The sequence below is a fragment of the Streptomyces sp. NPDC047515 genome, from assembly GCF_040643055.1.
Taxonomy (GTDB): domain Bacteria; phylum Actinomycetota; class Actinomycetes; order Streptomycetales; family Streptomycetaceae; genus Streptomyces.
The window spans coordinates 19,496-39,872 of record NZ_JBEYTM010000056.1 but is presented as its reverse complement, the minus strand read 5'-3'; the positions used below and the strand labels follow the sequence as shown (position 1 = coordinate 39,872).

General features: G+C 72.0%; 14 protein-coding genes. 6 read left to right on the top strand and 8 right to left on the bottom strand.

All coding sequences use genetic code 11. From position 1 onward, the window contains the following. The first annotated feature begins 124 nt into the window (after positions 1–124). The gene (locus tag ABZ826_RS31820) at positions 125–3,856 is read left to right on the top strand and encodes a serine protease (RefSeq protein ID WP_361456031.1); all 3,732 of its coding nucleotides are present in this window, start codon (positions 125–127) and stop codon (positions 3,854–3,856) included. A 43-nt stretch (positions 3,857–3,899) separates the two neighbouring features. Further along, positions 3,900–4,853, top strand: coding sequence for a bifunctional riboflavin kinase/FAD synthetase (locus tag ABZ826_RS31815; RefSeq protein ID WP_361456028.1), 954 nt, complete (start codon positions 3,900–3,902; stop codon positions 4,851–4,853). 192 nt (positions 4,854–5,045) lie between these two features. Here ABZ826_RS31815 and ABZ826_RS31810 read toward each other — a convergent pair whose 3' ends face one another. From ABZ826_RS31810 to eccE, 8 genes are all read right to left on the bottom strand, one after another. Continuing rightward, positions 5,046–6,041: an ABC transporter ATP-binding protein gene (locus ABZ826_RS31810; RefSeq protein WP_361456025.1), complete on the bottom strand. Its 996-nt coding sequence runs from the start codon at positions 6,039–6,041 to the stop codon at positions 5,046–5,048. Beyond that, the gene (locus tag ABZ826_RS31805; protein WP_361456022.1) at positions 6,038–7,069 is read right to left on the bottom strand and encodes an ABC transporter ATP-binding protein; all 1,032 of its coding nucleotides are present in this window, start codon (positions 7,067–7,069) and stop codon (positions 6,038–6,040) included. The genes ABZ826_RS31810 and ABZ826_RS31805 overlap by 4 nt, the downstream gene beginning before the upstream one ends. Beyond that, positions 7,066–7,986: an ABC transporter permease gene (locus tag ABZ826_RS31800; protein ID WP_361456019.1), complete on the bottom strand. Its 921-nt coding sequence runs from the start codon at positions 7,984–7,986 to the stop codon at positions 7,066–7,068. Before ABZ826_RS31800 ends, ABZ826_RS31805 begins: the two co-directional genes overlap by 4 nt. A gap of 11 nt (positions 7,987–7,997) precedes the next feature. Further along, positions 7,998–9,080, bottom strand: a complete 1,083-nt coding sequence (locus tag ABZ826_RS31795) for an ABC transporter permease (RefSeq protein ID WP_361456016.1) — start codon at positions 9,078–9,080, stop codon at positions 7,998–8,000. A gap of 92 nt (positions 9,081–9,172) precedes the next feature. Beyond that, positions 9,173–11,041 carry an ABC transporter substrate-binding protein gene (locus ABZ826_RS31790; RefSeq protein ID WP_361456013.1) on the bottom strand — a complete coding sequence of 623 codons (1,869 nt, stop codon included), beginning with the start codon at positions 11,039–11,041 and terminating at the stop codon, positions 9,173–9,175. 197 nt (positions 11,042–11,238) lie between these two features. Next, positions 11,239–13,968: an SCO5717 family growth-regulating ATPase gene (locus tag ABZ826_RS31785; protein ID WP_361456010.1), complete on the bottom strand. Its 2,730-nt coding sequence runs from the start codon at positions 13,966–13,968 to the stop codon at positions 11,239–11,241. A gap of 319 nt (positions 13,969–14,287) precedes the next feature. Continuing rightward, positions 14,288–15,010, bottom strand: a complete 723-nt coding sequence (locus ABZ826_RS31780; RefSeq protein ID WP_361456007.1) for a hypothetical protein — start codon at positions 15,008–15,010, stop codon at positions 14,288–14,290. Beyond that, positions 15,010–16,347 carry a type VII secretion protein EccE gene (gene eccE / locus ABZ826_RS31775; protein WP_361456004.1) on the bottom strand — a complete coding sequence of 446 codons (1,338 nt, stop codon included), beginning with the start codon at positions 16,345–16,347 and terminating at the stop codon, positions 15,010–15,012. Before eccE ends, ABZ826_RS31780 begins: the two co-directional genes overlap by 1 nt. Before the next feature lie 225 nt (positions 16,348–16,572). On the opposite strand from eccE, the gene eccB reads away from it, so the two are divergent. The 4 genes from eccB to ABZ826_RS31755 all read left to right on the top strand — a co-directional run bounded on the left by eccB (position 16,573) and on the right by ABZ826_RS31755 (position 20,366). Next, positions 16,573–18,123 carry a type VII secretion protein EccB gene (eccB, locus tag ABZ826_RS31770; RefSeq protein ID WP_361456001.1) on the top strand — a complete coding sequence of 517 codons (1,551 nt, stop codon included), beginning with the start codon at positions 16,573–16,575 and terminating at the stop codon, positions 18,121–18,123. A gap of 47 nt (positions 18,124–18,170) precedes the next feature. Further along, positions 18,171–19,394 (top strand): type VII secretion-associated serine protease mycosin, encoded by a 1,224-nt coding sequence (gene mycP, locus ABZ826_RS31765; protein ID WP_361455998.1) that lies wholly within the window; start codon positions 18,171–18,173, stop codon positions 19,392–19,394. A gap of 261 nt (positions 19,395–19,655) precedes the next feature. Continuing rightward, the gene (locus ABZ826_RS31760; protein WP_361455995.1) at positions 19,656–20,006 is read left to right on the top strand and encodes a hypothetical protein; all 351 of its coding nucleotides are present in this window, start codon (positions 19,656–19,658) and stop codon (positions 20,004–20,006) included. Positions 20,007–20,060: 54 nt separating this feature from the next. Then, on the top strand, positions 20,061–20,366 hold the full coding sequence (locus ABZ826_RS31755) for a WXG100 family type VII secretion target (protein ID WP_361455992.1): 306 nt from the start codon (positions 20,061–20,063) through the stop codon (positions 20,364–20,366). Positions 20,367–20,377: the final 11 nt, after the last annotated feature.

Below are 20,377 nucleotides of genomic sequence, written 5' to 3'. Positions count from 1 at the left end.
TGTCCACCGGGCGCCATGAATTCACCCCAATGAGCAGGCGCTCGGAGTGAACCAGGGGAGCGTTCAGGGGCGCTTTTGCTCCGAGTGGTACACGTGCCGATGGTCGCCGCCCTAACGTCGGACCATGGGAAGCGGGGACCGGGCAGCGCTGGTACGTATCTGCGATCAGGCCGGCCGGCCACGGGGGACCGGGTTCGTCGCGGACGACCGGGGCACGGTGGTGACCAGTCATGAAGCGGTCGACGGACTCACGCGGCTCGTCCTGCGCGGAACGGACGACCGCAGCTGCACCGTCGGGGCCGCCGATGTCACCGCGCTGCCCGAATGGGACCTCGCCCTGCTGCGTACCGGGGGGCCCTGGGCGCTCGGCGTGGAGCCGGCACCGATCGCGTCGCGGGAGGGGATCGACGCCGGTACGTATGTGACGATCGCCGCCCACGGCTGGCGCGAGGCGCGGGTGCTCGGCACTGCCCCGGTGACGTACACCGCGAACGGCCGCTCCCATCGGATCGGCGCCGCGCTGGAGCTGGCGCTGGGCACGGACGGTTCGGACGCGCTGCGGCTCGGCGGCACGGCCGTGGGTGGGCCCGTCCTCGACCCGGACAGCGGCGCGGTCCTCGCCGTGCTGGGTACCGCACTGCGCGCCGGGCATCCCGCCGCGGGTTTCGCGGTGCCGCTCGGGAGCGTGAACGCCGACGGCCCGCTGGGCGCGTTGCTGCGGCGCAACGCAAGGAGCGTTCCCGGATACGGACGCGATCTGAATCTCGCGGGCGCCCTGCACCTCACCGCGACCTCGCTCGGCTCGGCCGGCGGTCCGGCCGCCTGTCCCGATCCGGTCGAACGCCCGGAGGTGATCGCGGAGTTGACGGCCTTCTCGATGCCCGACGGCCCCTCGTCCGTGCCGCCAGGTCCCGCCGTGGTCCTCGGTCTCGTCGGAGCGCCGGGCACCGGCCGTACCACCGAACTGGCCGCGCTCGCCGCTCGCCGGGCCCGCGGCTCCGTGCCCGCGGCCACGCTCCGGCTCCGCGGTGCCGACCTGCTGGCCGACGACTCCTCGGTCGCCGACGCGATCGCCCGCACGCTGCGGCGGTCCTGCCGGATCGTCACCGCCGCCGGGGCGAGGGGCGACATGACGACCGTCACCCCCGAGAGGGTGGCCCGGCTGGCCACGGAGTCCGGGAGCCCGCTGTTCGTCCTGCTGGACGGACCCGAGGAGATGCCGCCCGTATTGGCCCGGGGGGCGGCCCGGTGGACCGCGGGCACCGTCGACTGGCTGCGGGGGAACGGGGCGCGGCTCGTGATGGCCTGCACGCCCGAGCACTGGGAGACGGCCGGTGCGCTCTGCCCGGCCGGTGCGCTGTACCGCCCGGCCAGGCCGGCCGGACGACTGCCGTCCGCGGTCCGGCTCGGCGAGCTCACCGCGAGCCAGGCCGAACAGGCCCGGGAGCGGTACGCCATTCCGCCCGGCGCGCTCGCCCCCGGCCACGACCGGCACCCGCTCACCCTGCGCCTGCTCGCGGAGGTCCGCGAGGCGCTGCCCGGGGACGTCGCCGGGCGGCCCGACGCCGAGGACGTCTTCGGTGCCCACCTGGATCTGATGTGCCTGCGGGTCGCGGTCCGCATCGCGGCGCTGTCGGGCCCGGTGCCCCGGGGCACCGCCGTCCGCCGGCTCGCCGCGCGGGTGGCCGGGCAGGTCCACGAGGCGGCGCGGCGCTGTCTGGGTCCCGGACAGGGGGAGCTGGACCGGGCGGCGTTCGAGGAGGTGTTCCCCTGGCGCACGGGCTGGGCGTCGGCGGTCCTCGCCGAGGGCCTGTTCGTGCCGGCGGGCGCGGGCTACCGCTTCGCGCACGAGGAGCTGGGGGACTGGGTGCAGGGCGCCCACCTGGACTTGGACGCGGCACTGTACGCGCTGGTCCACCGGTGGCAGGCGGAGGACGGGGCAGGGGCGGTGGAGGCCCGTGTTCCGCAGCCACGGAGGCCGCGCACCGGGCGCGGCCGGGGGCCCGCGCAGGACGTCGTGGCGGTGCTCCGGGGGCCGAAGGGGCCGCGAGCGGAGCTCAGCCGCGTCCCCGCGCCGGACGCCGCCGCGGAGGCCGCATCGGCGACCGCGCCGCGCACCCTGCCCGTACCGCACCATCGGACGGGCCCGGTCGTCCAGGCCCTGCTGCTCCTGGGCCGCAGACAGGGGCCCGCCGCGCCGGCACACCGGCTGACCGGCCTCATCGAGGCCCTCGGCCGGCCGGCACCGGGGCCCGGATCGCACGCCGGGGGCCTCGACGACGCCCGCTGGTGGGCGGTCCACCTGCTCTCGGAGACCCTGCTCCGGGTGCCCGACGCCCGGACCCAGCTCGGGGTGCTGCGGCTGCTGGCCGACCGCGTCGTCGGAAGCGCCGGGGCGGGAGGGTCCGCGGGCGCGAGGCCGTTCGCGGAGTTCGGTCCGTGGTTCTGGCGCCGCCTGAGGCTGCCCGAGGCGGACCGGATCGATCTGTTCCGGCGTCTCGTCCCCGCCGACGGCCCGCGCGATGACAAGGACCACAGCTGTGCCCCGCATTCCGACGGCGGTGAACGCTTCCTGGATGCCGTCGCGCGGCGGCTCGCCGCCGAGCCCCGGACCGTGCAGCCGCTGCTCTGCGGCTGGTTCACCGACGAGCGCCCACTGTCCGCCGAGGAGGGGGAGGGGGCCGCGATGCGCCCGACCGTGGCCGCGGCCGCTCAGGCGCTGCTCTACGCCTGCCGGGACCTGGCCGTCGACGACCTGACCGAAGCACTCGTCTCGACCGCCCACCCCCGCGCCGAGGAGCTGCTGGCCGCGCTGGCCGAGGACGAGCCCGCCGCGTTGTGCCGCGCTGTCGACCGCTGGGCCCGCGACGAGGACAGGCCCGGCCGCCGGGCCGCCGCCGCCTCGTACGCCCTGCTCACCGCCGTGCACGCGACGTGCGACGCCGACCGCGAGCTGCTACGCGGGGCCGCCCTCGCCCTGCTGGCCCGCCCGACCGACGGCCCCCTGCACGGGACCGCGCTCACCCTCCTCGTACAGGATCCACGGACCCGGGACCGCCACCTCCCGCAGGCGCTGCGGGCCTTCGTCGTGGGCGAGCCGCAGCTGTCCGCGCAGGCGCTGGCCGTCGCGCTGCCCTCCCATCCGGAGCCGGTGCTCGCCGCGTTGCGGGAGAGGCTGACCCGGCCCGGCGACGGGGCGGGCGAGGCGTTGTGCGCGCTCGCCGGGATCGACGCGCCCGCGCTGGCCCTGCACGCCGCCGGGCTCGTGCGGGCGTACATCGACAGCCACCCGGACGACGCCGTGCACGCCGCCTCGTACATCGACCGGAGGCTGGAGCACGGACCCGCCGCCCGCGCCCTGCTGCTGCCCCTGGTGACCGGACTGCTGCGGGACCGGCCGGTGCCGCCGCCGGTGCGCGCCGCGCTCGCCGGGGTGCTCGCCGCGCCGGGCAGCCCCGCCTCCGCACAGCTCAGGGGCGAGCTGCTGGAGGTCCTGCTGGACTTCGAGCAGGAGGCCCACCGCGATCCGGCCGTGCTCGACGCGCTGCTGCGGGCCGCCGCGACCGGCTCCGGCGCCCGCACGCCGGCGCGTACCCGTGCGCTGGTCCACCGCACCGGGATGCTCCTGGTCCGCACGCCCGAGGGCGCGGTCCGCTTCGACGGCCGGCTGGTCGAGCTGGCTCGTGACGTACCCGGATTCGCCGCCCTGGTGACCGGGTGGCTGGCCGACGCCCCGCAGGAGTGGGCGGCGCTCGTCGGCCCCAGCGCACGGCGGACGGTGGAGGCCCTGGCGAGCCCGAAGACGATGCCGATGCGGGCCGCGGGGCGTGAGCATGGCAGTCTTAGACCTGCGTAACAGGCAATCTCACGTACACAGGTTCGGGCGAGGAGCGGTCACAGTGCAGCGCTGGCGTGGCTTGGAGGACATCCCCGAGGACTGGGGACGCAGCGTCGTCACCATCGGCTCCTATGACGGGGTGCACCGCGGGCACCAGCTGATCATCGGACGGGCCGTGGAGCGCGCCCGCGAGCTGGGCGTGCCGTCGGTCGTGGTGACCTTCGACCCGCATCCCAGCGAGGTCGTGCGGCCCGGCAGCCACCCGCCGCTGCTCGCCCCGCACCACCGGCGCGCCGAGCTGATGGCGGAGCTGGGGGTGGACGCGGTGCTGATCCTGCCGTTCACCACGGAGTTCTCGAAGCTGGCACCGGCCGACTTCATCGTGAAGGTGCTCGTCGACAAGCTGCACGCGCAGCTGGTCATCGAGGGCCCCAACTTCCGCTTCGGCCACAGGGCGGCCGGGAACGTGCGGCTGCTCACCGAATTCGGCGAGACCTACGACTACCGCGTCGAGGTCATCGACCTGTACGTGAGCGGTGAGGCGGGCGGCGGCGAGCCGTTCTCCTCCACGCTCACCCGGCGACTGGTCGCCGAGGGCGATGTCGCGGGCGCCGCCGAGATCCTCGGCCGGCCGCACCGGGTCGAGGGCATCGTGGTCCGCGGCGCCCAGCGCGGCCGTGACATGGGCTTCCCCACGGCCAACGTGGAGACCCTGCCGCACACCGCCATCCCCGCCGACGGCGTCTACGCGGGCTGGCTCAATGTGGACGGCGAGGCGATGCCCGCCGCGATCTCGGTCGGCACGAACCCGCAGTTCGACGGCACGGAGCGGACGGTGGAGGCGTACGCGATCGACCGCGTCGGCCTCGACCTGTACGGACTCCATGTCTCGGTGGACTTCCTCGCGTACGTGCGCGGGATGCTGAAGTTCGACTCGATCGACGAGCTGCTCGTGGCGATGGCCGCCGATGTGAAGCGGTGCAGCGAGCTGGTCTCCGCGTACGAGCGCGGCTGACCTCTTCGCCGTGCGCGCCGGGTGGTGTACGCGCGGCTCACCGAGCGGGGGATCCGACGGCACTCCCTCCCGGCCGCCGGGCAGACCGGGGCGCGACCTGTCCGGTGGCCGGGCCCCGGGACCGTGGTTCACCCCGGGCCGGATCGGGTCGGGGCCGGGTCGGGCCGGGGAGACGCGCTCCCCGGCACCGCGCTACGCCCGTGCCTTCGCCGCCGCGGTCGCCCAGTGGCATGCCACCTGGGTCTGCCCGCCGCCCGCGAGCACCGGCAGATCCTTCGTACGGCACGCGTCCGCGACGCCCGCCCGCTCCGCCTCGCCCGAGGCCAGCACCTGGCAGCGGACGTGGAACCGGCACCCGGACGGCACCCTGGACGGGTCCGGCGGCTCGCCGGTCAGAATCACCGGATCGTCCCCGGACTCCGGCAGCACCGACAACAGCGCCTGGGTGTAAGGGTGTTGCGGAGCAGTGAGGATCTGCTCCACCTCGCCCGTCTCCACGATCCGCCCGAGGTACATCACCGCGACCCGGTCCGCGATGTTCCACGCCAGCCCGAGGTCGTGCGTGACCACCAGCGCGGACAGGCCCAGCTCGTCCCGCAGCCGCAGCAGCAGGGCCAGGATCTCGCCGCGCACCGAAGCGTCCAGCGAGGCCACCGGCTCGTCGGCCACGATGAGTTCGGGCTCCAGGACGAGCGCGCCCGCGATCACGACCCGCTGGCGCTGACCGCCCGACAGCTCGTGCGGATAGCGCAGGAAAAATCGCTCCGGGGGCCGCAGCCCCGCCCGCGACAGCGCCTCGGCCACCGCCGTCCGCTCGTCGCCCGCGTACCCGTGGATCCGCAGGCCCTCGGCGACGGCGTCGTACACCGTGTGCCGCGGATTGAGCGAACCGCTGGGGTCCTGGAGCACCAGCTGGACCCGCTTGCGGTACGCCTTCAGCGCCCGGCTCGCGTAGTCGAGCGGCTGCCCGCCGAAGGTCACCCGCCCGGACGTCGGCGGGACCAGGCCCAGTAGCGAACGCGCCAGCGTCGTCTTGCCGCAGCCCGACTCGCCGACCAGCGCGACGATCTCGCCGGGCCGGATGTCCAGGTCCACGCTGTCCACGGCCCGCGCCGGCGCGGCCCCGCGCCGGCCGGGGAAGGTGACCTTCAGGTCCTCCGCGCTGAGCAGGGGAGTGGTGGTGGTCATGGTGTGCTCCTTGCTTCCTCAGCGTCCGGCCGGGCCGCGGCCGCGGCCGTCGCCCCGGTCTCCACCAGCACACAGGCGGCCCGCCGCTCCGGCCCCGCCGCGCGCAGTTCCTGGTCCTGCGTCGAACAGGAGTCCAGGGCCACCGGGCAGCGCGGATGGAACGTGCAGCCGCCGGGCAGCGCCGACGGGTCCGGCGGGTCACCGGGCAGCCCGCGGGGCGCGAACCGGGAGGCCGGGTCGCCGATGCGCGGAAACGCGCCGGACAGGGCCTTGCCGTACGGATGGTGCGCGTTCTCGTAGACCTCGGACGCCGGGCCCTCCTCCACGACCCGGCCCGCGTACATCACCGCGAGTCGGTCACAGGTGTCCGAGAGCACCGCGAGGTCATGGCTGATCATGATCAGGCCGAGGTCCTGCTCGGACACCAACTGCTCGATCAGCCGCAGGATCTGGGCCTGGATCATCACATCGAGTGCCGTGGTGGGCTCGTCCGCGATGACCAGCCCCGGATCGCAGGCGAGCGCCATCGCGATCATCACGCGCTGCCGCTGCCCGCCGGAGAGCTCGTGCGGATAGGCGCTCGCGCGGGCGGCCGGCAGCCCCACCTGTTCCAGGAGCTCGCCGGCCTTCTTCGCAGCCGCCGCCTGCGTCGCCTTCCGGTGCAGCAGGATCGGCTCGGCGATCTGGTCCCCGATGCGGTGCACCGCGTTCAGCGAGTGCATCGCGCCCTGGAACACGATCGATGCCCCCGCCCAGCGCACCGCCCTGACCTGGCCCCACTTCATGGCGAGGACGTCCTCGCCGTTCAGCAGGATCTCGCCGGAGACCTTCGTCCCGGCGGGCAGCAGCCGCAGCAGCGCGAGCGCCAGCGTCGACTTCCCGCAGCCCGACTCACCGGCGATGCCGAGCTTCTGCCCCGCGTCGACGGTGAGGTTCACCCCGCGGACGGCCTGCGCCCCACCCGCGTACGTCACCGTGAGGTCCCGTACGTCGAGAAGCGGCGTCCTACGGATGCTCGTCGTACTCAACGGGCCACCCCCAGCTTCGGATTGAGGACGGACTCGATGGCGCGGCCGCACAGCGTGAATGCCAGGGCCACCACGGCGATGGCGATGCCGGGCGGTGCCAGGTACCACCAGTCGCCCGCGCTCACCGCGCCCGCCTCACGGGCGTCCTGGAGCATGCCGCCCCAGGAGGTGGTGGTCGGGTCGCTCAGGCCGAGGAACGCCAGGGTGGCCTCGGTGAGGATCGCGCTGGAGATCACCAGCGTGGTCTGCGCGAGCACCAGCGGCATCACGTTCGGCAGGACGTGCCGGACCATGATGTGTCCGTGGCCGCCCCCCAGGGCACGGGCCCGCTCGATGTACGGTCGGGACTCCACGGCCAGGGTCTGGGCGCGGACCAGCCGGGCCGTGGTCGGCCAGGTCGTGACGCCGATCGCGATGATGACCGTCCACATCGAACGGTCCATCACGGTGGCGAGCGCGATCGCGAGGACCAGGGTCGGCATCACCAGGAACCAGTCGGTGATCCGCATCAGGATCGTCGAGTACCAGCCGTGGAAGTGCCCCGCGACGATGCCGACGACCGTGCCGATGGCGACGCACAGGAACGCAGCGAGCAGGCCCACCGTCAATGAGACACGGGTGCCCCAGACCAGCAGGGCCAGCACGCTGCGTCCGAACTGATCGGTGCCGAGCGGGAATTCACCGCTCGGCGACTCCAGCGCGCCACCGGGCGCGCCGGTGACGCTCTGCGAGTCGGCTCCGACGAGCTGCGGCGCGAAGACGGCGATCAGCGCGATCAGAACGAGCGCGCCCAGACCCCACAATCCGCTCCTGTGCTTGCGGTACTCCCGCCAGAACCGGGCGGCGGACTGCCGCTTGCGGGCGCGGGCGAGCGCGCGCGGATTCCCGGCCGGTTCGGCCTTCGTGGGCGTGGGCATGGATTCGGTCGTCATCGGCCCACCCGGGGATCGAGCAGCGGATACAGCACATCGGCAAGGGTGTTCGCCAGGATCACCGCGGTGGCGAAGGTGAAGAACAGCCCTTGCACGAGGGGGAGATCGGGCACGCTCAGGGCCTGGTAGAAGAGACCGCCGAGGCCCGGCCAGGAGAACACCGTCTCGACCAGGATCTGCCCGGCGACCACATGGCCGAGGTTCACGAACATCAGCGTGAACGTCGGCAGCATCGCGTTCGGCACGGCGTGCTTGCGGCGTACGACATCGTCCCGCAGCCCCTTCGCGCGGGCCGTCGTCAGATAGTCGCTGCCCATCTCGTCCAGCAGCGAGGAGCGCATCACCAGAAGCGTCTGTGCGTACCCGACCGCGACCAGCGTGATCACCGGGAGGACCAGGTGATGCGCCACATCGAGGATGTACGCGAATCCGCTCTCGCCGCCCGATTGCATTCCGCCGGTCGGGAACATCCCGGGGATCGGTCCGATGCCCACCGCGAAGACGATGATCAGGAGCAGGCCCAGCCAGAACGCCGGCACCGAGTACAGCGTGAGCGCGAACGCGGTGTTGAACCGGTCGCTCATGGAGCCGTTGCGCCACGCGGTACGCGTGCCGAGCCAGATGCCGAGCGCGGTGTACAGGACGTACGACGTGCCGGTGAGGAGCAGGGTCGCGGGGAGCGCCTCGGTGATCTTGTCGATGACGGGCGCGTGGAACTGGAACGAAGTGCCGAAGTCGCCCGTGAGGGCGTCGCCGACGTAGCTGGTGAACTGCCGCCACATCGGCTGGTCGAGGCCGAACTGATGACGCAGCGACTGGAGCTGTTCGGCGGAGACGGGACGGCCGCCCGTCATCTGCTTCACCGGGTCGCTGGGAATGAGCCGGAAGAGGAAGAAGCTGGTGACCAGGACTGCGAACAGGGAGACGGCCGCTCCCACGATCTTGGCCGCCACGTACTGGAGGTAGGCCTTGGTGTTACGCGCCCGTGGGCCGCGGGCGGCCGAGGGCCCGGCCTGAGCCGGACCTTCGGTGTCCGCGTCCGCGACCTGCACGAGCGCCGGAGTGCTTTCAGCTGTCATGGGGAACTCTCGTTACTCGTGCTGCACTTGGAGGAACCGGCGGGACGGCTTCCGCGCCGCCCCGGCCGGCCCCTCTCAACCCTTCCGTGTGATTACTCGCGGTCGTCCGCGGTGGTACGACGGCGCTTCGCGATGAACAGCCCGCCACCGGCGAGTACCACGACCGCCACGATGATGCCTACGACGACTCCGGTGGAGCCGGACCCGCCGGAGCTGTCCGAACTGCTGCTGCCCGCCGGAACGGCCGACCACCAGCTCCAGTACCCGTCCTGGCCGTAGATGTTGCCTGCCGCCTCGGGCATGGTCGTGATCGACTTGATCTGGTCGGTGCGGTAGGCCTCGACCGCGTTCGGGTACGCGATGATGTTCATGTACCCCGAGTCGTACATCCACGACTGCATCTGCTTGACGAGTTCCGCGCGCTTGGCCGGGTCGTACTCGGCGAGTTGCTTCTTGTACAGCTCGTCGTACGTCTTGTCGCAGATGAAGTTGTCGGTGGTGGCGCTGTCCTTGGCCTTGACGGGCAGCGCGCCGCAGGTGTGGATGCCGAGGACGAAGTCCGGGTCCGGGTTGACGGACCAGCCGTCGAAGGCGAGGTCGTACTCGCCCGCGTACCAGGGCACGGAGACGTCGTCGCGGCAGTCGACCTTGAGGCCGATCCCGAGCTTGCCCCACCACTCCTGGAGGTACTTGCCGATCGCCTTGTCGTTCGGGTCCGTGGCGTGGCAGAGGATGCGCAGGTCGAGCGGCTTGCCGTCCTTGCCGACGCGCTGGTCGCCCTTGAGCGGGTAGCCCGCCTCGTCGAGGAGCTTGGCCGCCTTGGCTGGGTCGTAGGCGAGACTCTGGTCGGCGGAGGGCTGCCAGAAGTACGTGGAGAAGCGCGGCGGGATGTAGCCCTGGCCCTCGACGGCGTGGCCCTGGAAGACCTTGTCGATGATGGTCTTGCGGTCGATGGACAGGAAGAGGGCCTGGCGCACCTTCTGGTCGAGAAGGGCCTTGTTGCCGTTGCCGAACTTCTTGCCGTCCTTGGTCTGCGCGCCCGGGTTGGTCGCCAGCGCGAAGAAGCGGCGGCCCGGACCCTCGTTGACCTTGACGTTCTTCTCGCCGTTGAGGGAGGCAGCCTGGGCGGGCGTCAGGGCGGGGGAGCCGGCGACGAAGGAGACCTCGCCCTTGCGCAGCGCGGCGACCGCGGCGTCCTGGTCCTTGTACGTCTTGAAGACCAGCTCGTCGAACTTCGGCTTACCGCGCCAGAAGTCCTTGTTGGCCTTGAGCTTCACATACTGGTCGACCTTGTAGTCCGTCAGGATGAACGGCCCGTTGCCGACGATCGGGAACTTCGTGTCGTTGTTGAACTTGGAGAAGTCACCGACCTTCTCCCAGACGTGCTTCGGGACTATCGGCACGTCGAGCGCGGCCATGGTGGCCTGCGGCTCCTTGAGTTCGATGACCAGCTGCGTCGGGCTTGGAGCCGTCACCTTCTTGAAGTTCGCGACGAAGTTGCCGTTGGCCTGCGCTGCGCCCTCGTCGGTCATCATCTTGTTGAACGTCCACGCCGCGTCCTCGGCGGTGGCCTGCCGGCCGTCCGACCACTTGGAGTCGGACCGGATGGTGTACGTCCAGGTCAACTTGTCCGCGGACGGCTCCCACTTGGTGGCGAGGGCGGGGACCGCGTGGTTGTCCTTGGGGTCGTAGTTCGTCAGGAAGTCGTACATGAGCCGGCTGACGCTCGTGCTCATCAGCTTCTGAGCGAGGAACGGGCTCAGGGAATCGACGCTCTGTGCGACGGCGACGGTCAGCGTCGACTTGCCGCTGTCGGCGGCCTGCGCCTGCTGCGGCGCGGCACCCAGGGGCACGCCGACGACGGACCCGGCGGTCAGTGCCAGAGCGGCGGCGCCGGAGGCCAGCAGGACACGCAGACGTGAGCGTGGCTGGATGGAGCGTGGTGGAACTCTTTCGACCATGGTCAGGGACCTCGCGTCATGACTCGCACGGAGAAGGCGGGTTGATCTGTGGTTCGCCAGCTGGTGAAGCGAAGGTTTATCAGCGGGGGTCGAGCCGCGTCAACGGTCATCGAAATGGCGTGTGGTCTGCGGGAATGCGCAGAGGGCCCGCACCGTGGAGACGGTGCGGGCCCTCATTGGTTTAGACCTCTGTTGCCTTACTGCTGAGGCGCTGGCGGCGGCTGCTGCTGCCAACCGGCGGGCGGGACGGGACCCTGCGGCTCGGGCGGGATCGGCTGACCTGGCTGTCCGGGCCGCTGGTGTTGCTGCGGCGGGCCGGCCGGGCTCGCCGCGGACTGGGCCTGGGAGGGCAACGACTGCTGCCAGCCGTTCTGTTGCACTCCGGGGCCGGGGTGCGGCGGGTAGGGCTGCTGGGGCTGCGGGCCGCCGTACGGCGGCTGTTGCTGCGGCGGGTAGGGCTGCGGCGGCTGCTGAGGAGCGTACTGCTGCTGGCCGGGCATCGGCGGGGCGTACTGCGGGGGCGGGTTGGGGCCGTTCGACGTCCACAGTCCCTGTTGCTGCTGGGCGCGTGCGAAGTCCTCGGCGACCATGGCGGAGAGATTGAAGTACGCCTCGCGGGTCTTGGGGCGCATCATGTCGAGGTCGACCTCGGCGCCCGCCGCCAGATGCTCGTCGAACGGTACGACGACCACGCCGCGGCAGCGCGTCTCGAAGTGCTGCACGATGTCATCGACCTTGATCATCTTGCCGGTCTCCCGGACGCCGGAGATCACGGTGAGGGAACGCTGCACGAGCTCCGCGTACCCGTGCGCCGACAGCCAGTCCAGCGTGGTGGACGCGCTGGACGCACCGTCGACCGACGGTGTCGAGATGATGATCAACTGGTCGGCGAGGTCCAGCACTCCACGCATCGCGCTGTAGAGCAGACCGGTGCCGGAGTCGGTGAGGATGATCGGGTACTGCTTGCCCAGTACATCGATGGCGCGCCGGTAGTCCTCGTCGTTGAACGTCGTGGAGACGGCCGGGTCCACGTCGTTGGCGATGATCTCCAGGCCGGAGGGCGCCTGGGAGGTGAAGCGGCGGATGTCCATGTACGAGTTGAGGTACGGGATCGCCTGGACCAGGTCACGGATGGTGGCCCCGGTCTCCCGGCGCACCCGGCGGCCGAGCGTGCCCGCGTCCGGGTTGGCGTCGATGGCGAGGATCTTGTCCTGGCGCTCGGTGGCCAGGGTCGCGCCGAGGGCGGTGGTCGTCGTGGTCTTGCCCACTCCGCCCTTGAGGCTGATGACCGCGATCCGGTAGCAGGACAGCACAGGCGTACGGATCAGGTCGAGCTTGCGCTGCCGCTCGGCCTCCTCCTTCTTGCCGCCCAGCTTGAAGCGGGCCGCGCCGGACGGCGTACGGCTGCTCTTCGCCTTCTGCTTGCCCCGGACGAGCCGGTCGGAGGAGAGCTCCACCGCCGCCGTGTAGCCGAGTGGGGCGCCGGGCACGGAACGCTCGCGCTGGTCGTGGGTGACCGGCGTCGGCCAGGCCGCCCCGGTACGCGGGTCGACGGGCTGTCCCTGCACCGGGGCCTGCTGTTGCTGCGGTGCGAGGGGCCCCGGCTGCTGTGCGGGCGGCTGCGGGGCGACCTGCGCGGGCAGATGGGGCGGCATGCCCTGGACCGGCTGCTGGTGTGCCTGGGGGGCCTGCGGGGGCAGGGGAACGCCCTGCTGTGCGGGCCACTGAGGTGCCTGAGGTGCCTGGGGAGTCTGCGGCCCCTGGGAAGGCTGCGGCTGCTGGGGCACGTGCGGTGCCTGAGGGGGCTGCACTGTCTGAGGCGGCTGTGGGAACCCGTAACCCCCCTGTGGCGGTGTCTGCTGGGCCGGGGGTGCGGGCTGCTGCGGGAACCCGTAACCGCCCTGCGGCGGCTGCGGTGCCTGAGGCGCTGCGGCGTTGGGGAATCCGTAGCCGCCGGGCTGCCCCTGGCCTGCCGGGCCGGGGGCGGGCCACTGCTGCGCCGGCTGGGGCGCGAGGGGCTGCGGCGCGGCGGGCTGGAAGGCGGGCGGCAGCGGCGGCAGACCGGCCTGCGGCGGCCCCGGGGCCCAGGGGGTCGGCGCGGCGGGAGCCGGGGCGTCCTGCGGTGCGCCGAGCGGCGGTGCGTCCTGGGGCGCGGCGTCCGTGACGGCGTCGGAGGGCGCGGAGTCCTCGGGGCCGTCGGCGCCGCCCGTGGTGCCGGCCGGAGCCCCGGCGGTTGCCGCGGCGTCGGCACCGGAATCCACGACGGCAGCGCCGTCCGGCCCATCGGCGCTCGCGTCCGCCGCCGGCGCGGAGCCGGAAACGGAGTCCGGGTCGGAAACGGAGTCGGAGGCGGACACCTCGCTCTCGTCCGTACCGTCAGCACCGCGGGTGCCGGCACCGGCACCGGTACCGGCACCCGCGGAGCCCGTACCCGCATCCGAACCCGAGCCGTCCGCGCCCGCGTTCTTCGACGTCTCCTCGCGCTCCGCGATCTCCCGCTTCAGTGCGGCCGGGGAGAACCGCATGGTCGCGCCGCTCTCCACATCGCCGCCCCCGAAGGGGTCCGTCATCCCGTCGGGAGAGGCCGCCGCGGTCCCCTCGGCAGGAGCCGCGGCAGGGGTGGGCGCGGAGTCCCCCGCCACGGACTGAACCGGAGCCGGCGCGGGTGGTGCCGGAGCCCAGTCGGGGTCGAACCCGCCGCCGGCCGGCGGCGCGGGCACGGACAACGGCGCCCCGTTGGGCGGCGGAGGCGGCGCCAGGTGTGTTCCGGCACCGCCCGACGAGTCCCCCGGCGCGTTCTGCGTGTACCAGGCGGGCGGGGTGTAGTCGATGGTGAACTCACCCGTCATCTCGGCGGGCTCCGCGTCGGACGACTCGTCGACGGGCTTGTTCCAGCCCCCGCGGATCTCGTCCCGATCGCCGTTCACTTTGCCTCCTGGTGTGGTCGAGCACCCTTGTGCCGTGGTGGGTGGGGGCGAGCGTTTCCGACTTCCTGACCGCCCGGCTCTCCCCCCGGGACCCGCATCGCCTGCCCGCAGGTTCTTCTGCCGCGCCCGGACCCACCCTAATCGTCATGGGGCCCGCTCCGGCAGGCCGTACGGCACCGCGGGAGCTGTCCCGTACATCACGCACTGCCCCCCAAGTGAACCGAGTACGGCACAGCGTGAAGGGCGAAACGGTCAAACTCGTGCAACTGCGCACGGAATGCCGAACGCTCCGTGCACGCCGCGAGGAGGCCGGACCCTGTCAGTCCATCCGGCGCGCGCCGCCCAGCAATCCGGTCTCGGCGTCGGTCGCCTGGGTCATCACGAACTGCCGGTCCTGCCCCGAGCACCAGAGGGTGACCCCGTCCGCCAGGGTGGACAGCGCCTGCGTCTCGGCAGCCGGAAGATTCAGGATGCGACCGAGCTGTGCCGCTTCGTCAGGAGATACCCGCTGAATGCCGACCAGGGCCGACTTCTCGATCAGCCTCGGCGCCACCGGACTGAGATAGGGCAGCAGCGTCAGCACCGACTGCCACGGTCCGGACACCACGCGCCCGCGCGGCGGCCGCATGCCGCAGTCCCGCACCACGACCACCGGCGAACCGGCCGACGGCCCCTGCGGCGGCACCCGCCCCACATCGTGCAGTGTGATGCACGGCTGACCGCCGCCCGCGGCGTGCGCGAGCCCCGTCCATGTCGGGGCCCGCCCGGTCTCCACGACGATCCGTGCCCCGGTCGCGGCGGCCCGCAGCGCGAACACCTGCGCCGTCCACAGCCCGCCGATCAGTGTGACGTCGTACGGGGTCGGCCGGTTGACGCCGAGCACGGCGGGGCGGCCGTGGGCGTCCACACCGATCACCATGCCGTCGTCACCGACCGGCAGGGCCAGCGACGCCAACTGGTCGAGCGAGACCGACCGGCGTCCGCGACGCGGACCGATCAGCCCGAAGCCGAGCCGGGCACGGGCGTGCGTGGGTACGGACATCAGCGGGTACCCCCGAGCGGCAGCGTGGCGAGCACACCGGGCAGTTGCTCGCGGTCGAGCCGGACCAGCGAGGTCCTGACGCCGCGCGCGGTGCGCTCCAACTCATGGCGGGCGCCCAGCAGTTCCTCGTCGCTGCGCCCGGTGATCCGGATGTGCCCGGTGATCGAGACGCCCTGCCGTTCGCCGTGCCCCAGTGTGAGGCTGAAGGTCGTGGCGAGCGCGGGCATCGAGGTGAGCAGGGCGACGAGCTGTGGCATCGCCGCGCCCCCGCTGCCGCCGCCGAACTGCGGCCAGCGGGCCACCCAGTAGGTGGTGTGCCACCGGTCGTCGCAGCGCCAGGTCCGCGAGGTCTCCTCGGTGCGGCGCGCCGGCGTCCCGGTCCGGCCGGCCTGCGCCATGGCCGGCGCACTGGCGCAGACCGAGGTCGCGATCGCGGACGTCAGCTCCTGCTCGGTCAGCACCGTCGCGCGGAAACCCGCCCCGGTCAGCCTGCTGGACAGCTGGTCGGCCGCGCGCACCACGCATTTCTGGGCGCCCGTGATGCCGCCGCCGCGCGCCTGCACCGCCTCCGGACACAGCTCCGGGGCCAGCTTGAGCGCGATCCAGGTGATCCGGACGGCGGGCGAACCCGTCTGCGCCTGCAGCGGTGCGTAGTTGCGCGCGGCGACGGACTGCGGGGGCAGATGCGGGGCGGGCGCGGGCTGGGTGTGCTGCACGATCTGCGCCGACTCCAGCCGGATGCCGTCGACTTCGAGGACGTCCCTCACGAGCGCCAGAGGCAGCGGCTGCGCGGACCGGTCCGGCCTGAGCGCCGTGGCGTCCGACTCCACCTGGAGCACGGCCGTGACGAACGTACCGTCGCCGATCATGCCCACGGGCCGCCGGTCACGGTCGCTGAAGGAGTACGTACGCAGCGCCGGATCGCACTCGACGACGGGCGCGATGCCCGGCTCCGTGCCCGCGGGAAGCTCCAGCGAGCCGGCCCTGCGGGAGCGCGCGCGCAGCGAGAGGACGGTGCCCAGCCACTCCGGAAGCGAGCGGCGGTGTCTGCGCACGACGGCCAACAGCACCAGCAGCGCGGCGAGAACGGCGGCCGGGGCCAGCAGCAGGGGTTCGATCACCCATGCCGTGAGCAGCAGCGCGGCCGCGATCTCCAGCAGTACGAGCTGTTGCAATCGGAACGAACCGAACAGTCCGGGAAGTCCGTCGAGCCGACCGGGCGTCCGCCCGCCCGCGCCCCGGGCGGGGCGGCGGGAGGCCGGTGGCCCACCGGCCGGGGGAGCAGCGGGGACATGTGCGTTCCCGGCCGGACGCGTCCGTGTTGCGGAAGCCGTCATTCCGGCATTCCCCCCGTTCATCAGTCCCCAACTCCGCCCGTATTCCGCCTGTCCCGTACGGGGCTTCGGCGGCTGGATCACCCTACCCGCCCCACCGTCACCGACGGTCAGCAGGCATAGTAGGGGCCGGTCCGGCACCTAGGTCCGGCATCGCGGGCCCGGCACGGGAGCCGGAAGCGACCGCTCCTGGTGCCGCGCGGGGAGACACGGGAGAAAAAGCGACTCATGGCATCACGGCGGGATGAGCTCAACGCGTACACCTTTGCGAAGAAACGCACGGTGGCGGCATTCCTCCAACCCTCGCCCACCGGCACCGAGGAGGGCGCTCCGCGACCGCTGCGCGCGGTCCTTCCCAGCATGGTCGTCGGTGCGCTGATCCTCGCGGGCTTCGGCGCCTTCGGCATGTTCAAGCCCACCGCGCCCAAGGACTGGGACAAGCCCGGCACCAAGGTGATCGTCGGCAAGAAGTCCACCACCCGCTACGTCGTGCTCACCACAGGCCAGGGCGGCAGGAAGAAGACCCTCCTGCACCCCGTGCTCAACCTCGCCTCGGCCCGGCTGCTCCTCAACCCGCAGAACTACGACGTCATCCAGGTCGGCGACGAGGTCCTGGACGCGGGCAAACCCCCGCGCGGACCGATCCTGGGCATCCCCTACGCCCCCGACCGGCTGCCCGACGCGAAGGACGCCGGGACGGCCAAGCGGTGGGCCGTCTGCGTACAGCCCGGTGGCAAGGGCAACACGGTGCAGAAGGCCGCCTTCGTCTTCGGCGAACGCGACACCAGGCTGACCGAGGGCAGGAAGCGGCTCGCCGGCGGCCAGGTGCTGTACGTGCAGGGCCAGGACCGGGCCCGCTATCTCGTCGGCGCGAACGGCACCAAGTACCGCATCAAGGAGACCGCCGCCGACAACGGCCATCTGACCAACGCCCTGGTCGGCAGCAGGCAGCCGCAGTCCGTCACCGACGACTGGCTGGCCACCCTGCACGACGGCAGCCCGATCGTCTTCCCGCGGATCCCGGGCACCGTCGGCGCCGCGGCACATGTCGAAGGGCAGCTCTCCGCCGAGGAGAACAGGGTCGGCATGGTCCTCAGGACCAGGACCGGTGAGGGCACCGGTTACTACGTCGTGCTCGACGGAATGGTGCAGCCGGTCTCCGAGTTCACCGCCTGGCTGCTCATCAACTCCCCACAGACAGCCGTCCTCAACCTGGACAGCGAGGCACGCGCCGTGGGTCTGCAGGACTTCGTGCCCGATGTCGCGCCCTTCGCCGGACAGGCCGCACGCTGGCCGGCCCGCAAGGCCGACCAGGTGAACTCCGCGGAGGGCGGCAGTGGCAGCCGCGACACCATCTGCAGTGTGCTGCGCAAGGTCGACGGCTCGGGACGCACGACCCTGAGCACCTGGGCGGGCACCGCCTACCCCGCCACCATCGGCGCCGGAGGCACCAGCACCTATGTGACCCCCGGCAGCGGCCTGCTCTACACCCAGGTCCGGGGCCGGCAGACCAGCCCCGACGGATCGCTCTTCCTGGTGACCGACACCGGACTGCGGTACGCGGTCCAGGCGAACGGCGACAGCGATGCCCGGCGCTCCGACATCGGCGCCGGCGACGGGCAGAAGCAGTCGGACGGCCGCCCCGAGCCCAGCCAGGCGCAGAGCAGGCTCGGATATGAGAAGGTCACGCCCGTCCTCGTACCGATCGCCTGGTCGGATTTCCTGTCCAAGGGCCCCCGGCTCGATACCAACAGCGCCCGCCAGCCCCAGGGTTCATGACGTTCCGGAGCGCCGCGGGAATCGCGGACCCCGGGGGAGAGGAACAGATGTCGTACCGCAGGACGGTCCTGCCGACGGCGGTCGTCGCCGTGCTGCTCGCACTGGCGGCGCCGACGGCCGCGTACGCCGTCGACGGAGCCCGGGACCCCGGTGCGCTGGGCGTGGACGGCAGCGGCGAATGCACCTTCCCGATGAAGCGGCAGTACGAGGGCCGCCCCTGGTCGCTGCAGCGCGTCCTGCTGGACGAACTGTGGCAGGACACCAAGGGCAAGGGGGTACGGGTCGCGGTCATCGACACCGGCGTGGACAACGTCAATCCGCAGCTCAAGCCGGCCGTCGACGTGTCCGCGGGCGCCGACTACCTCAAGGGCGGCAAGAGCGACGGCACGGTCGACGAGGTCGGACACGGCACCAAGGTCGCGGGCATCATCGCCGCCCGCCCCCGGAAGGGCACCGGATTCGTCGGACTGGCCCCCGAGGCCACGATCATCCCGATCCGCCAGAACGACGAGAAGAACAGCGGCAAGGACACCACGATGGCGACCGCGATCGACCACGCGATCGCCAAGGGGGCCGACGTCATCAACATCTCCCAGGACACGACCCAACCCCTGACGGAGACGTCCGCCCTGGGCCGGGCGGTGGCCAGGGCGCTCGCCAAGAACATCGTCGTGGTCGCCTCCGCGGGCAATGACGGCATGGACGGCCAACTGAAGCTCACCTATCCCGCGGCCTTCGACGGGGTCCTCGCCGTCGCCTCCTCCGACCGCAACAACGAACGCGCCCCCTTCTCCCAGGCCGGTGAGTTCGTCGGGGTCGCCGCACCGGGCGTCGACATCGTCTCCACCGTCCCCGGCAACGGTCAGTGCACCGACAACGGCACGAGCTTCTCAGCCCCGTACGTCGCCGGGGTCGCCGCCCTGATGCGCGCCAAGTACCCGAAGTGGACGGCGGCCCAGATCGTCGCCCGGATCGAGCAGACCGCCGAACGCTCCGTCACCGGCCACGACGCCTTCGTCGGCTGGGGCGTGGTCGACCCGGTCCGTGCCCTGTCCGGCGACGACGTCCCGCAGGATGCCCCGCACCCCGATCCGGCACCGCCCAGGGCACCCGCTCCCGAGCCCGCGCACCTCTCGCTCTCGGAGACCCCGCGGGAGCGCGACGAGCGGTACGCCACCTACGCGCTCGCCGTGGCGGCCGTCGTGGTCAGTGTGATCGCCGGGACCGCGACGGTCGTCCGGGACGTTCGCCGAAGGCGCGCTCCGCGATGACACCGCCCGCCCGATGCGCCGACTCGGCCTTCGCGAACCACAGTTGGGGAGAGCCGACGAAATGACTAGGGTGGTACCAGACTTCACGTGTGTGACGGGGGAACGAGAAGTGGCCGAGTCCGATTTCGGAGCGCGGAAATGCCGACAAAGCGCGGCCCGGTCCCGTGCTTTCCCCACCCCTTTGCCGGAGCACACGGGGGCAGGAAGAAGCTTGACCGCGACACGCGGGCAGGCCCGGGAACTGAGAGATAGGACCTCCGGATGACCAATCCCGCAGGCGGTTTCGGACTCGCCGACGATCCGATCGTCCAGGCGAAGAATAAGATCATCGAGACGGCCCAGGGGGTGTCCCGGCAGTCCAGGGAGCTGGCGGACATCCTCGCGACGGCCGCCGCCGGATGGACGGGTGTCGGCGCCTCGGGGTTCACCTCCGCACAGATCATGATCAACGAGGACCACGACGAGATCCGTCGGCTCCTCAACGTCCTGCTCAACGCGGTGGGCAGCACCAAGAACCTCAGCAACGCCAATGACGAGGAGGTCCGTGCGGCCTTCAACGCGGTCAAGGACCAGGGGCCGTCGGCCAACACCTCCGGTCTGAACACCGTCTGAGCGACGCCGCACCACCCCTTCCGCACATGCTGAGCACCGAGGAGAGGACACGACATGGGGCACGACCCGAACACCAAGGTCAGGTACGAGAGCGTCCAGGAGATGGCGAACCGTATCCGCAAGGTCTCGCAGGACATCGTCAACGACCTCACGGAGATGGACGCCTCACTCAAGGTTGTCACCGACACCTGGGACGGTGAGGCGCACCGGGAGTACGTGAACCTCCAGCGCAAGTACAAGGAGAAGGCGGACCACATGAAGAACCGCCTGGAGCAGGTCGCGAAGATCATCGAGTCCGGCAAGGACAGCTACCGGGCCACGGACCTCAAGGCTTCGCGCGCCTTCACCGAGGCGTACTGACCACCCGCGGC